Below are 13,163 nucleotides of genomic sequence, written 5' to 3' on the forward strand. Positions count from 1 at the left end.
GAAAGCTGAGAAGGCAAGTCTTGCTACTTGATAGGAAACCCTAACATTAAGTGACCACACTTTTCAATTCTTTACAAAAGAAAGGGTTGATTGAGTTTGGTAAACTGGTGAGATACCTACGACTGGGAAAATTCATGCTCAAAAAGCGCTCTCCTTTTGATACCAATCAGCTCATGCGTCGAACTGAAGAGCTGATCGGGGCGGCCTCCAACCGCTATCGCATCACTGTTCAGGTTGCCAACAGAGCGCAACGTCGCCGTTTTGAAGAATTTGACGCCCTGGATGATCCCAAGATGAAGCCCGTTCTCAGAGCGATTATTGAAATGTCCGATGAGCTCACTCAGCCCGAAATCATTGGAGAGTAGGGACGTAATGCAGCAGCTAGGCGGACGCATGGCTTTAGTGCTATTGGTTGGCATTTCAGTAAGCTTCTTGATGGGCAGTCTATCGCCTGCTGCCGCTCAGTCTCCGGCTAGGCGACTGCAGCAAGGGCAAATTGCCGAGCAGGTTTATCAAGAAATCAGTGACTTGCCCAGAGAAGACAACTACATAGATGCTGAGGCCAATGCGGCAGCCGCTACCAATACCCTGGTCAATCGGCTGGCTCGCTATCATTATTACGTGAAGGGCCGCTCAACCCAGTCTCGCTTAGATTGGAAGCTGACTTTGGCGGATTACCTAGGTGCCAACGAGCGGATAGATCCCAGCGAGTATCCCTTTGCCTCTCGCTTTGATCGCAATCCTCTCTCGGGCGACAGGGCCGCGATCGCTGGCCTCAGTCGTCAAACGCGAGACCGATTAGTTTGGGCCTTAATTGCCGCTTTTCACCCTGAACTGGTACCGATGATTCAGGTGGAGTCAGAAGCTACAGAAATGGCCGCACCGACCGTTCCCGTACAGGCCCCCATCATTACGGCTCCGGGTGCGGCTGATTTGCTGCGCTAGTCTCAGGATGCGGCAGATCAAATCGGGGACCGGCTGGCGCTTGGGGTGGGATCCCACGGCTGTCAAATTTCAAGGTCTGCTGGCAGGCGATCGCTGGTCTTTGGAGCTGAGCGAAGCTGAACTCAACGACTTTTGCCGCCTGACCCTCCAGCTAGCAGAGACTGTGCAGCAGGTAGCGGCTGAACTCATGGATGAGGAGCGAATTACCTGTGAAGCTGAAAGCGAGCTGATTTGGATTGAGATTGAAGGCTATCCCCAAAGCTTCAGCCTGCACTTTATCTTACTGACGGATCGGGGGGCCGAAGGTACTTGGCCTCCGGCAGCGGCGGCTGAGGTCATTCAGGCTATTCCAAGGCTACGACTGTTCTAGTCAGCCGCTTGTAACTCTTTTGTAATGTCAGCTTGGCGATCGCAGTGGCAGAGGCTAGGCTGAGCACGATAGGGGTGTAGCATCCGTGATGGGGAACGTTTGGTCATGAAAATTCGAGCAATCAGCGATACCTTATTTAAGCGCAGTCCAAAGCTGTCGAGTGAGCTACCTGAGTCTGATAAGGTTTTTGTTAAAAACGGCACTGAGTTTGAAATTGAATTTTACATAGAAGCGGGCGGAGATCATCTCAAAGTTGCCTTAGCCAATCAGACGTTAGGGGCAGACGAAGCGACGCAATGGTATGTCTACAAGCCTGACATCAAGCTAGAAGAATCGCCGGTGAAGTTACAGGTCATTGGCGATACCCTCTTCAAGCTGCGGCCAGTGTTGTCAAGTCAGCTCTCCGATCGTGAAAAAGTCTTTGTCAAAAACGGGACTCAGTTTGATCTCAAGTCCTATCTGCCAGCCGAAGGAAATCACCTCAAAGTTGCGATCGCCAACGCTTTTCTCGGTCCAGAAAACCGCAATACCTGGTATGCCTTTAATCCTGACGTGAAAGTGCAGGGTTCTAGCATTGCCCTCAAAGTCATCAGCGATACTCTATTCAAGCTGGAACCTAAGCTCTCCAGTGAACTGTCTGACGCCGAAAAGATTTTCATCAAAAACGGCACGGTCTTTGAAATTAACTCCCACGCACCGGCTGAAAATAGCCATGTCAAGTTAGCGCTCAGCAGCGCTTTTCTCGGCCCGGAAAATCGCAATACCTGGTATGCCTACATGCCGGATGTACAGATTGAAGGCAATGAGCCAGATAACAAGCCTCAAGATACCGCTGACACAGCGCCCCCCAATCGCGGCGCGAGTATTCGGCTACCGGGCTTTCAAGGCGTTTACTATTTGGCCAATCCGATTTTGCCCAACGGCAACTTCACCTGGGCCGAAGCGACTCATAACGGCAGCCGCATCCCCGCGAATGCGGGCGTAGTCTACGGCATTATCCGCATTGCCAAGGCAATGGAAGAAGTGCGCAAGCGTTTGGGCAACCGACCCATTCGGATCAACTCCTGGTACCGCGATCCGGCTACCAATCGGCGCGTCGGTGGGGCTTCTAGATCCCGACATCTCAACGGAGATGCTGTGGATTTTGTGGTTTCGGGTATCCATCCCTATGACGTCTACGATCGCCTCAATGGCTGGTGGGGATCTAAAGGGGGATTAGCCAGTGCCACCGTCTTCACTCATTTAGACACGCGCGGCTATAACGCCCGCTGGTCATACGGATTCTAGCGGCACAAAAGACTCTCAGTGGAGTAATATCTGGCTAAGCAAAGCGATCGCCTTGCTTAGCCAGATAGCCAGAGGAACAGAATCATGAATGCAGCTAGCGGCGCTACCCAAATCACCTTTTACTACCGAGATGGACAGGTTGAGTCATTCTCAATTCCGCAGCCCGTGGGTGAGCAGGCTACTACAACCTCTCAGTTCCAAATGAATACGCGGCACCTGTTAGAGTCGCACTGGTGGATCTTGCATTTGCCAGAACGCACGGTGTTCATCAACACCAACAATGTTCTCAAGGTTGAAGCCACACCTCCCATTCCCAACCTGCATGGCCGAGATGTGCTGCCTTTAGCCGAGCAGGTAGCGCCGATGAACTCTACTTTCTAACCCTAAAAATTGGCCTTTGGCCAAAACTTGCTCTGATTGCCCTGACCTCCTATGCTATGCTTGATAAGCATAAAGTTCCGGGGCGTAGCGCAGCTTGGTAGCGCACCACTTTGGGGTAGTGGGGGTCGTGGGTTCAAATCCCGCCGCTCCGATTGAATAAAACCCGCTCGCTGAGCGGGTTTTTGGCATTTTAGCAAGGCTTATTTGCGGTGAATCTATGGCAGCGATCGCCGCCGAGGCTGTCGTAGTCGCTGCAGGCGTTGCTGTAAATATGGATTGTTTTGAGCCTGTTGACCATACCGCCAGCGCACATAGGCTTGAGTAATTTCAGCAATGATTTCGGCACGCTGCGGATCGGGGCGATCGCCGCAGCGCCGGGCATACTCTACGGGGGTTTCAGCTACAGACTTAGGATATCCCTGCTGGGCTAGCCATTCCACCATCTGCTGATACAAACTTTCAGTAGGCGGCAGCTTTTGCAGCCAGCGTTGACGCCGCCAATTCAGCCAGCCGCGCCAGCTTAGCCAGCCCAAAAAGCCCAGGCCCAACAGGGTGGCGATCGCCGTCAGGATGCCCAACCAGCCCTGCCGGAACAGGCCAGAGAACCAGCCGAGGCTGCGGGCGATCGCCGTTCCGACGAATGCAAAAACGCCATTGAGCCAGCCCGCCACCGGGGACGGCAGCCAGCCCGCCACCCAGTTCCAGAAACGCCGCAGCGTACTGAAAACCTGGGAATCTTCGATTGAGGGCGGAATCAGCGGGTGCCCGGGGATGGGGTCAAAAGCAAACCAGCCATAGCGGGGAAAATAGACCTCGGTCATAGCATGGGCGTCCGTGTTTTGCACCACGTAGAAGCCAGTAAACGGATTGAATTCGCCGGGACTAAAGCCAACCACCAGCCGCGCCGGAATGCTGATGGAGCGCAGCATTACCGTCAGCACCGTTGAGAAATGATCCGGATAGCCCCCCTCATACTGAAACAGAAATGCTTCAACTAGATCCTCATTTGCTTCAAAAAATGGTAGCTCGGGCTGAATCGTATAGTTTTGCTTCAGGGCTTGGGCTAAGAACAGTGCCTGTTCATAGGGATTGGTGAGGGGCTGCGGCGATCGCGCTAGTAGCGCCTCTGTTTGCTGACGGACGCGATCGCGGATGGCAGGGGGCACCTGTAGATAATGCTGCTGCACCGCAGCGTCATATTCTGTTGCGGCCTCTCGCAAAATACTGCGATCGCGGTAAGGGACTTCGGAAATGACGGTGTAGGTCATGCCTTCTTCCAGGCTGACGGGCGATCGCAGACTGCCTTCCGGATCAATTGCGACTTCTTCGGTGGGGAAGTAAAGCTGTTCGGGCTGATAGAGCGCTGGGATTAGATTGGGCAGGGTTGAGGTGATGGTATAGGTTTGGATAATTTCGCGATCGCGGGCCAGAGACGGCATTCTAGGCACATAGGTCTGATAGGCAAATCCGGATCGTCTCAGGGTTTCTGCCTCGTCATCGCGGCTAATTTCCCAACCCTGCCCGGTGTAGCGATCAAAAGCCAGCACCCGCCAAAATCCTTCCGCCTGCGATCGCACCCGCATGACAACCTGCGGCGTCAGACTCCCCCGCAGGTTTTGATTCATGTTTTGGTTAAAGCCGTAATAGAAAGTATCGTCTAGCTCTCCGGGGCCAGTCGCCGTTTGGGGTGAGCCAAAATCTCCTCCGGCGCTACCACCCGCACCATCTGAGCCTGCTCCCTGGTTGACATAGCCAGGATTCACAATCAAATTACCGTCAAACTCACCGTCGAAATCGACAGTTGAACTGATCGGAAAGCTGCGGATCTGATAGCCTGGCAAGCGAGGCAAAAAAGCAAAAATAACCAGTCCCAGCGTCAAGACGACGGCAGCAAGTCCTAGGAGTTGTTTAAGGGAAGCCCCCCCGGCCTTGAGGCTTTGCCAGCCCTGGCGCAGCAGCCCCAACTGCGACTGATAGTCCAGTATTAAAACTGGCAAAGCCACGAGGCAAAATAACAGCAGCAACGGGCCAAAAGCGAGGGTTTGGCTAACCGTACCCGCTACCCCAATCAAAATGAGGCCAATCATCATCGAGTAGCCCAAGTCTTTGCGGCGAGGCAAATCGAAGCTGTGGAGTACCTGTAGATGAATCAGCAGCTCTGCCAGAATAATCCGGGTATCACCGGGATTATCCAGCAGCCGCGAAAAGAAAAATGCCAGCGCCAACAACATGCCGATAGCAATGCAGAACTTTGCCGCTATGTTTTTTTGGCGGCGCCGCCGCCAGCTCCAGTAAGCACCACTAGCGCTGAGAGGGATAGCTAGTAGGTTCAGGGCTGATGTCTGAGTCACTCCAGCCGCCGCTACCGCCACTGAAATAATGCCTAGGGTTACTAGAACCTGAATCAAAACCCTCAGCAAAATAGAATCCTCAGCTTGGGACTGAGGCAGCGCCAACAGCCGCTGTCTTAGCTGCTGCAGAAAAGAGCCTTGCGACGATGAAGAAAAACCCATGAAAGTAGACAAAAATGAGGGCCAGGAATCTAGGCAAGATTGCTCATTGGTGTAGGGGTTTGGCAGTGCCAAACCCCTACGGCCAACTCCCATCTATAACTGATAGACGTTGGCGCGATCGCCAGTTCCTCGTCCCTATCCTAGCCTGAGATTTCGTCTACCACCTGCAGGCTAAACACCAGCGGTTCTGCCACATCGACCAGCGCCACAGAGAGCTGATACGGCTGAGCTATCTGCAGCTCAGATACAGATAAATTCAGGGATCCGGCCTGCGATCGCTGAGCTGACTGATTGACAGTCTCGCCCGCAAGCCGTAGTTCACCGCCACAGGGCAGCTCCGCCTGAACTGAAACCTGATTGGCAGACTCATAGGTTGCCGTTATCCGTAGCTCGCCTTGATCGGTTAGCCACTGCCGCGATCGCTGCGGATTCTGCGACGAAACGGTCAGACTTAGCCGCTCAAAAATTGCCTGAGCCGCCAGCATAGATAGGGCAATTTTTTGCTGTGGATTGGCAGCTTCGTATCCTTCTGTGAGCTGGACTAGGCGCGGCGCGGCTGCCGTAGAGCGCATGGCGCCTCCATTGGCTAACACCATCCCAGCAATTTTATCGAGGGTTTGTGGCTGTTCAGGATAGAGCTGTTCAACCGCTCGCACTAACTTGATACCCTGCTTGAGGGAAGACTGGGCGATCGCCTGACACTGCCGCAGCAGCGCCGTCAGAATCTCTTCCGGTAAAGCCGCAGGCAGCTCTAAGCTTTGTAGCTGCTTGAGCCAAACTGAGGTTTCTCCCAGTGAACTTAGCATTTCAGCAGGATATTCCTGAATCTCAGTCTCCCAGGGAAACAGCGGTGGGCGACTTTCTATCTCAACTTGAAGACGGCGTTTCAACAACGCCTGAAAATGATCTTGCACGGTGGGTATATCTCCCATTTCAGCTATATCCGATAAACGCAGTGGAGAAATATCAGAGCTTGCTAGCTCAGCCGGTGACGAGCTAGCAGATTCGGCGTTGAGAGAATTCCAGGCCAACTGGGAAGCATCAGTTTGCGATTCATTAATATTCGACGCCCTTGAATCTGCCGGTACTTGAGAATCGATCCCTGATGGTGAGGAGGTTGTCAGGCTCGGCTCGGCTATGAGCCACAAGAGCAAGCTCCGTATTATTTCTGAGTCACTCTTCATAGACAGATACCCCCAGTCCGGATAGTTTCAAGATTCAAGGATTACGCATTTCCCAGGCTTTTTCTAGTAGCTTAGTCCACTGCTTTTGCATCTGCGTAGACGTTAACCCCAGCGTACGGGCAATTTCGGCGTCGGCTATGCCTTCCTTTTTGAGGTGCAACAGCTTAATTTGCTTTTGATTAATGCTGTCTTGCAGAGACTGCCACTGCTGCGGCGTCAACCCCAAATTACGTTCTAGGTCAGCTTCGAGCCAGTCGTGAACCAGCTCCCAATGATGGCTGAGGGCAAACCGCAGCAGGTGATACTTAAACCGCTGCTGCAGATAGTCGCGCTGACGCGGCGTCAAATTAAGCAGGGCTTCAATTTCCTGAGTGGGCAAATCCAGTAGGCGCAGTGTAAAGTAGTCGGCGCAGTCTTCTTGTTCGCGCTCTTTCAGGTAGGCCAACAGCGCTTCAATTACGCGGCTACGCAGCGAGTCTTCCGGTTCTTCCTCATTGCTTTGAGCCACCATCTGCTCTCTCAGACGCTGAGTCGGCGCATTCCCCCAAGCTTGATCATCGTCATGCCCGCCGCCTTCAGTGGCCTGCTCAATATCGACTAGGGTTTCAGGCGGCTGCTGTTTAGAAAAGGTCTGAGCCCGCAGAATGACGAGCTGCTGGCTGCGGCGACCCGGCAGAGGAATTCTTCGTTTGGCATAGCGCTCCGTAAACGCCATATACTCCGAAAGCTGCAGCCGCGTCTTCGGCTGATAGTCAGCCGGGAGCTGATTCTCGCGCCGAAAGGCATTAATTGCCTCTACATAAAAGCCCTGCAAAAAGTCTTCTATCAGCCCCAATCTGGCTTGATAGCTCGACTGCACCTGCGGCGGCGAGATATAGCGGTAGATGATGGCGCTGAGGGTACTGTGCAGCTCGACTCTGCCTTGCCGCGATCCCAGTCGATAATACTTGAGGCACTGATTTAAGCGATGGCGAGCTAGCGTTAGCGCCCAATTTTCCACCTCGCCAGAATTTTGAATACGCGTGCTCTCGCGGCAAATACGCAAAATCTCTTCGCTGAGACGCTCGGCCACGATGCGACAGGACTGCTCAGAAGTCTGGGTAGCTTGCTGAAGCTCCGTAAGCAAAAACTGAAAGAGTGAGTCCACTCCGTTAAAATCCCTACCCCGATGGTTATGCAATCGTTCAAACCTTAGCATACCCACTATTCCCTCAGGGAAATCGCGGACTACACTAAGAGGGCTAGCGTTAAATGACTTAACTTATGTAGCCCCAATTATGAAGTTGGCATCTACACCCAGGCCAATTTGCAGCGCAAATCGAGTAGCCTCTACTACAATAGCCGGAAAATTTAGGTCTGCGCTCCTGAATTTCAGCGAAGTAGCTGTCTTATTGCTACATTCATTTAGCCGTATAAACCCTGATAAATTGATTAGCTAATTTATAAATCAGCCTCTTTTGTTAGGCTGCTTGTTAGTCCGCTAATCAAATTAAATTTTTAGATAAATTCAGTACGCTCGCTATGACCCTTGATCTTGACCAGCAAATTCAGACCCTTATTCAAGAAGCGCCTAAAGATGGTTCAACGGGGACAGCCGTAGAGGCGATCGCCCCGGCTTTAAAGTCCCTAGCTGCTCAGCTTAAACATTTGCAATACTATATTTTGCAAACCCTAGATCAGGGCTGGGTGATGACCACGGTAGCGAATCGGAACCAGGCCGAGGTGCGCAAAAACGTTATCTATGCCTATCCCACTCTGCAGGATGTGGCTTTAGGCCCCCAGTCAGTGAAAGATCCCCAGGTGATGGGGCTGCCTGTGCCCGTGACTCACATCTTGTTTCGCATGTTGTCCCTGCGATCGGTAGACAGCGTCATCTTCTTTGAAAATCCGGGTAGCCTGCGACGGGCGGTTGAGGTGCGACGACAGGACATTCAAACAATTTTGCAAACCCAGCTGCAGCAGGCTGTTCAAAAGGCAAATAGCGTACCGCCTGATATTGCCTGAGCCAAAAGCTCTATCCCTTGCGATCGCTAATTTGGGGCATTTATCTATGATCAAAGCGCAAATTCTGATTTTTGACGGCTTCGATGAGTTAGATGCGATCGCGCCGTTTGAGGTCTTGCAAACCGCAGCCGCAGTTGGTGCGGATATTCAGGCTGAGCTGGTCACGCTGGCGGAAGTGCCAGAAGTTGCCACAGCCCACGGTATGCGCGTACTGCCTCACGGACAGCTTGACCCTCATCAACCCCCAGATCTGCTTATTGTGCCAGGAGGCGGCTGGAGCAATCGTTCACAGCAAGGAGCCTGGGCTGAGGCCCAGCGCGGTCAGATTCCGGCTATCATCGCTCAGATGCATCAAACCGGCGTGCTGATCGCCTCAGTGTGCACGGGAGCTATGCTAGTTGCCGCGGCAGGATTGCTCAATCAGCGTCACGCTGTTACCCATCACGCCGCTATTGATGACTTAGCAGCCAGTGGAGCGCAAGTTGTCAAAGCCCGTGTTGTCGACGAGGGAGACATTGTGACGGCAGGTGGGGTAACTTCTGGATTAGATTTAGCAATTTGGCTACTAGAGCGCTATTTTGGTTCCACAGTTGTCCAAGAGGTGGAGCAAGAACTGGAATATCAGCGACGCGAACCGCTATGGCAGGCCGTTTAAAGCGGCAATTCTGCCTGGCCGATATTTTATAGAGACTGGGTAGGGTTAAACTGCTGCTGGAAACGTAAAAATGTCTTGCTAATTTTTTCTGCTAAGAGTGAAAACACCCTGAGTTTGGAGGCCCCCTGAGGTTATCAAAAACAGTTAAGCGATCGCTCGCAGACATGCCAAATATGCCAGAATTTAGCCATTTCTAAGCAGTTATTACAATGGCTACTGATTATCTGCTGTTTGTACATGGGGTCAACGTCCGCGAATCGGCCCGCAACGAGCAGCTCAAAAACTATACCTACGCTGATCATCTCTTCACTCTGATCAGCCAGCAGGTTCAGTCTGAAGAAGCTACCCGACGCCTCAAAAAAGTGCCGCTTTACTGGGGAGACGTGAATCGTGATTCTCTCAACGAGCTGAGAAGCTATCTCAAGGCTTCAGATATTTGGTCAAAGCTCTGGTTCAAAGACTTTCGCGGTGAACAGCTTATTCCCTTTGCTGGCGATGCTGCGCTCTACATCAGTCGCCATGTGGGTTCGCTGGCAGTCGAGCAGCTCGCCCAGCAGGCGATCGCCGGACTCAAAGACTATCAGCCCAGCGATCGCCTGCATTTAATTACGCATAGCTGGGGCACCGTGATTTTATTCGACGTCCTGTTTGCCAATCGCTGGCTGCAGGCCGAGGTGCCTGCAGCTGCCCGACAAAGCGTAGAGCTAATTCGGCAGTCGATTTTTGGCATTCCGCCCGATCAGGCAGCCGGCATCTGTTTGGGCAGCATCCATACTATGGGATCGCCCATTTCTCTGTTTAGCCTAATTACGATTACCGGGCAAAACCATGAAGAAGGCAGCTCCCACGATCTCAGCTCTGGCTTTGACGGTCTTTTATCCCACCTCGATCGAAAACTGCCTTGGTGTAACTTCATTCATCCGGGCGATCCGGTCGCTTGGCCGTTAGAGAAGATTGTTCGACGTCTAGTTGATCGAGAATCAAGCTCAGTCGCAATTCAAGACGTACTGATACCAGGATCTGGGTTTCTCAACGTGATTGGACGGCTGTTCCAGCGTTCAATTGTTTCTATTATCAATGGCGGCAACGCCCATAGCAGCTACTGGAAAAGCGAAAAAGTTGCCGATCGCATTAGTCAGATTATTCTAAAAACTTGAGTATGTTCCTCAGTCAGGAGTAGGGCACTATTTTAGGCAATCGGCAGCAGTGGAGGCACCTGAGACGGCAATTAGCTGCTCGACGTAGGCGTCTGGTAGTCGGGAGTTGGCGTGTTAAACCGCTCTTAGCGGCATGGCAGCCCTGCCTTGGTGTAGGGCTAGCAGTTTGTCTAATTGCAGGCGTGTTGCTGTCAAGCTGTTCCAGCGCAGAATCACCGCGCCAAGTGCGATCGCGCTATGGAGTCGCTTTGCAGTCTGACTTCAACCGTCCTGAGTATCTGCCTGCAGTGCAGCCAGCCCAGCCTGCAGGCTATCAGCCTGTGGCCGACTGGGTAGGCCGCCTGATTTTGCCCACGGCGGCAGAGCGTCAGGCTCGCGATACGGACTGGGTCTGGCTAGAAATCTATCAGGCACCAGTGGCAGCACGAGTCACTACCGGCCAAAAGCTGCGCCTCACCTGGCAGGATACGCCAGTGCTGCAGACCTATGTGCAGCAGGTAACGCGGCAGGTGGCATTCACGGCAGAAGCGATCGCCCACCAGCAAGCTGGCAACGTCCACCCGACGCGGCTCGATGGCTGGCAGCAAGTGGGGCCGCTGCAGTCTCTGGCCGGAGCCCGCCCCTTGAATGACGTAATTGTGGCCCTGTCGCAGGTGCAGACAGTTGGCGAGGAGCTGCGCATTGGCGCACCGCCGGTGCAGGTAGCCGAGCGCTTTTACGGACTAGTGCAAATTTTAGCGCCTGAGCTAGCTGCGGAAAGTTCTGTCTCGGCGGACTGCCCTGGTAGCACTGACTGCGATAGCGACCTGTTTCGCGTCCGGCACTATAACCCTGATACCCAGCAGTTTGACGGCCTAGAGGAGACGGTGCGGATCCCCCAAGTTTTACCCGCTGCCGATGGCCTATACCAGTCTACTGTTCAAGCACTGGCCCAATCGCCAGCCGGGGCTGCAGGCTGGTATCTCTACGGCGCACAGAATGCGGCAGGACGGTTCGTAGTCAAAGCGATCGCCCCTCGCTCTCTGTTTCAACTGCAGCCAGATACTGTCCTCACTAACCCAGAGGCTGCTCTCAACTACATTAACTTTGGCAACTGGCGCCATACCCCAGCGCGTAAAGGCACCCTCCAGTCAGTGCGGCTTGTTCCGTTTAGTGAACAAACTGAGACGAGCTGGCAGGTGGGCGATCGCGCTTTGGTGGTTCACCTCTTTGGCGGTATCGGTGGCGAGCAAGGAGAAACGCCGCCGATTGTGGGAACTGTGACGGGGCACTTTGCCTATGGCACAGCCGAAGTCGTGCGCGATGCCTTTACGGGCGAACCACGCTTTGAAATTGTCTACCAGCAGGTTTATTCCCACAATCCCAACGGCATTATTTCCGGTGATATTCACTGGTCGGAATATATGGGCAACCTGCAGCGGGGCTGGCTGGGGACACGCCCGGTATCAGATGCGATTGTTCGATTCGCGCCGCTGCTGCAGGACTACCAGTTTGGGCAAGTGCGTTTGTCCCCCTTTGAAATTTTGCAGCGCCAGCTTCAGATTATGATGGCTCGCTACCGGGTAGGAGATGGTACTGGAGCAGCAATCGTCACGCCAGCCCAGTCCTGTATTCAAGATTCTAGTCAGGCGGTCTATCAAACCATTCAGCTTGTCAAGCAGCAGGTACAGGCAACACCAGCGATCGCCGCCTGGCTAGCCGAACACCCCGGTCATGAACAAACCCAGCGGTTCGAGCAGCTTGTGGCCCTGGGTCGCCAGATTGAAAAAACGCTGATTCCGTTAGGCATTGTCCGTCCAGACTGGCAGCAAACAACCCAGGCGCTGGCAGGCATTGGCAGCCAGTCCCCCACCACTACTCGCAATACTCTCATCACCCAGCTTTTGAGCTGGCGAACGCTGATTCCCCGCCTTGCCTACGACCAGGTGATTACTCTGTTCTGGCAGCGGCAGGCCGGACTGTGGTTTTTGCGCACCAATCAGGTCGGCGGCTGGAATCCCACGATTGAGCCACTGGCCCCAACCGTCCTGTTTGGCCGCTATGTAGCCGTGCCGACGCTGTTCTCCCGCCTGATTGAGAGTCTGCGCTGGCCAAGCCTGCCAGACTGGCTGGTGACGCTGGGGCTTTTGGGCCTTTACGGAGCGATCGCGGTGCCCTTGGGTTTACGTCTGGGCCTGCTGAGCAACCAGGCTGAAGATCAACCTTCTTTGTCCGGCTATGACCAGTTCAAGCTGTGTTTGGCCTTTTTGGTCTTGCCTGCTCTAGTGGAAGAACTCATTTTTCGCGTCTTGCTCTTGCCTCACCCGACTGAAGGGGTCTGGCCGATTACGTTTTTGCTCTGGAGCCTGCTAAGTCTAGCCCTATTCGTGGTTTACCATCCGCTCAATGCCCTGACGGGCTTTCGGGCGGGGCGATCGCTGTTTTTTAATCCGGTGTTTCTCTGGGTGGCGGGACTGCTAGGACTGGTCTGTACCCTCACCTATGCCTACACAGGCTCCCTCTGGACAATCACGCTGCTGCACTGGGTTGTCGTGGTTGTCTGGCAGCTCAGGCTAGGCGGTTACGAGCGGCTGCATTCTGCCAAAAGCTGACAAAACGAATAGCTGAAACGCGCTTTCAGCCGCAGTTTAAGCCCAACGCCCTCTACTGAGGAAACGGCCAAGAGGG

Annotated in this window: 12 protein-coding genes and 1 tRNA gene; 10 read left to right on the forward strand and 3 right to left on the reverse strand. The window is 53.6% G+C overall.

What is annotated here, in order from left to right:
- Nucleotides 1-134 precede the first annotated feature (134 nt).
- The 6 genes from QJQ48_RS10690 to QJQ48_RS10715 all read left to right on the forward strand — a co-directional run bounded on the left by QJQ48_RS10690 (nucleotide 135) and on the right by QJQ48_RS10715 (nucleotide 3,135).
- Nucleotides 135-365 (forward strand): DNA-directed RNA polymerase subunit omega, encoded by a 231-nt coding sequence (locus tag QJQ48_RS10690; RefSeq protein ID WP_346291220.1) that lies wholly within the window; start codon nucleotides 135-137, stop codon nucleotides 363-365.
- Between the two features lie 7 nt (nucleotides 366-372).
- Entirely contained in the window at nucleotides 373-945 is a 573-nt protein-coding gene (locus QJQ48_RS10695) for a hypothetical protein (protein WP_346291221.1), read from the forward strand.
- A 7-nt stretch (nucleotides 946-952) separates the two neighbouring features.
- Nucleotides 953-1,315 carry a DUF1818 family protein gene (locus QJQ48_RS10700; RefSeq protein ID WP_346291222.1) on the forward strand — a complete coding sequence of 121 codons (363 nt, stop codon included), beginning with the start codon at nucleotides 953-955 and terminating at the stop codon, nucleotides 1,313-1,315.
- A 105-nt stretch (nucleotides 1,316-1,420) separates the two neighbouring features.
- Complete coding sequence (locus QJQ48_RS10705; RefSeq protein ID WP_346291223.1) at nucleotides 1,421-2,602, forward strand: D-Ala-D-Ala carboxypeptidase family metallohydrolase; 1,182 nt, start codon at nucleotides 1,421-1,423, stop codon at nucleotides 2,600-2,602.
- 84 nt (nucleotides 2,603-2,686) lie between these two features.
- On the forward strand, nucleotides 2,687-2,983 hold the full coding sequence (locus QJQ48_RS10710) for a hypothetical protein (protein ID WP_346291224.1): 297 nt from the start codon (nucleotides 2,687-2,689) through the stop codon (nucleotides 2,981-2,983).
- Between the two features lie 78 nt (nucleotides 2,984-3,061).
- A tRNA-Pro gene (locus QJQ48_RS10715) sits at nucleotides 3,062-3,135 on the forward strand.
- A gap of 63 nt (nucleotides 3,136-3,198) precedes the next feature.
- Here the strand turns inward: QJQ48_RS10715 and QJQ48_RS10720 are convergent.
- The 3 genes from QJQ48_RS10720 to hetZ all read right to left on the reverse strand — a co-directional run bounded on the left by QJQ48_RS10720 (nucleotide 3,199) and on the right by hetZ (nucleotide 7,878).
- Nucleotides 3,199-5,496, reverse strand: coding sequence for a transglutaminase TgpA family protein (locus QJQ48_RS10720; protein ID WP_346291225.1), 2,298 nt, complete (start codon nucleotides 5,494-5,496; stop codon nucleotides 3,199-3,201).
- Nucleotides 5,497-5,636: 140 nt separating this feature from the next.
- The gene (locus tag QJQ48_RS10725) at nucleotides 5,637-6,527 is read right to left on the reverse strand and encodes a PatU (RefSeq protein WP_346291226.1); all 891 of its coding nucleotides are present in this window, start codon (nucleotides 6,525-6,527) and stop codon (nucleotides 5,637-5,639) included.
- A 187-nt stretch (nucleotides 6,528-6,714) separates the two neighbouring features.
- Nucleotides 6,715-7,878 carry a heterocyst differentiation protein HetZ gene (gene hetZ, locus QJQ48_RS10730; RefSeq protein ID WP_428843041.1) on the reverse strand — a complete coding sequence of 388 codons (1,164 nt, stop codon included), beginning with the start codon at nucleotides 7,876-7,878 and terminating at the stop codon, nucleotides 6,715-6,717.
- Between the two features lie 323 nt (nucleotides 7,879-8,201).
- Here hetZ and QJQ48_RS10735 point away from each other — a divergent pair, with 323 nt between their 5' ends.
- The 4 genes from QJQ48_RS10735 to QJQ48_RS10750 all read left to right on the forward strand — a co-directional run bounded on the left by QJQ48_RS10735 (nucleotide 8,202) and on the right by QJQ48_RS10750 (nucleotide 13,087).
- Entirely contained in the window at nucleotides 8,202-8,684 is a 483-nt protein-coding gene (locus tag QJQ48_RS10735; protein WP_346291228.1) for a hypothetical protein, read from the forward strand.
- A 49-nt stretch (nucleotides 8,685-8,733) separates the two neighbouring features.
- Nucleotides 8,734-9,339: a DJ-1/PfpI family protein gene (locus QJQ48_RS10740; protein WP_346291351.1), complete on the forward strand. Its 606-nt coding sequence runs from the start codon at nucleotides 8,734-8,736 to the stop codon at nucleotides 9,337-9,339.
- A gap of 209 nt (nucleotides 9,340-9,548) precedes the next feature.
- A complete protein-coding gene (locus QJQ48_RS10745) occupies nucleotides 9,549-10,496 on the forward strand; it encodes a hypothetical protein (RefSeq protein ID WP_346291229.1) in 948 nt (315 codons plus the stop codon).
- A gap of 182 nt (nucleotides 10,497-10,678) precedes the next feature.
- The gene (locus QJQ48_RS10750) at nucleotides 10,679-13,087 is read left to right on the forward strand and encodes a CPBP family glutamic-type intramembrane protease (RefSeq protein ID WP_346291230.1); all 2,409 of its coding nucleotides are present in this window, start codon (nucleotides 10,679-10,681) and stop codon (nucleotides 13,085-13,087) included.
- The last annotated feature ends 76 nt before the right edge of the window (nucleotides 13,088-13,163 follow it).

Source organism: Sphaerothrix gracilis Ecp01, from assembly GCF_030405905.1.
Lineage (GTDB): Bacteria > Cyanobacteriota > Cyanobacteriia > Phormidesmidales > Phormidesmidaceae > Sphaerothrix > Sphaerothrix gracilis.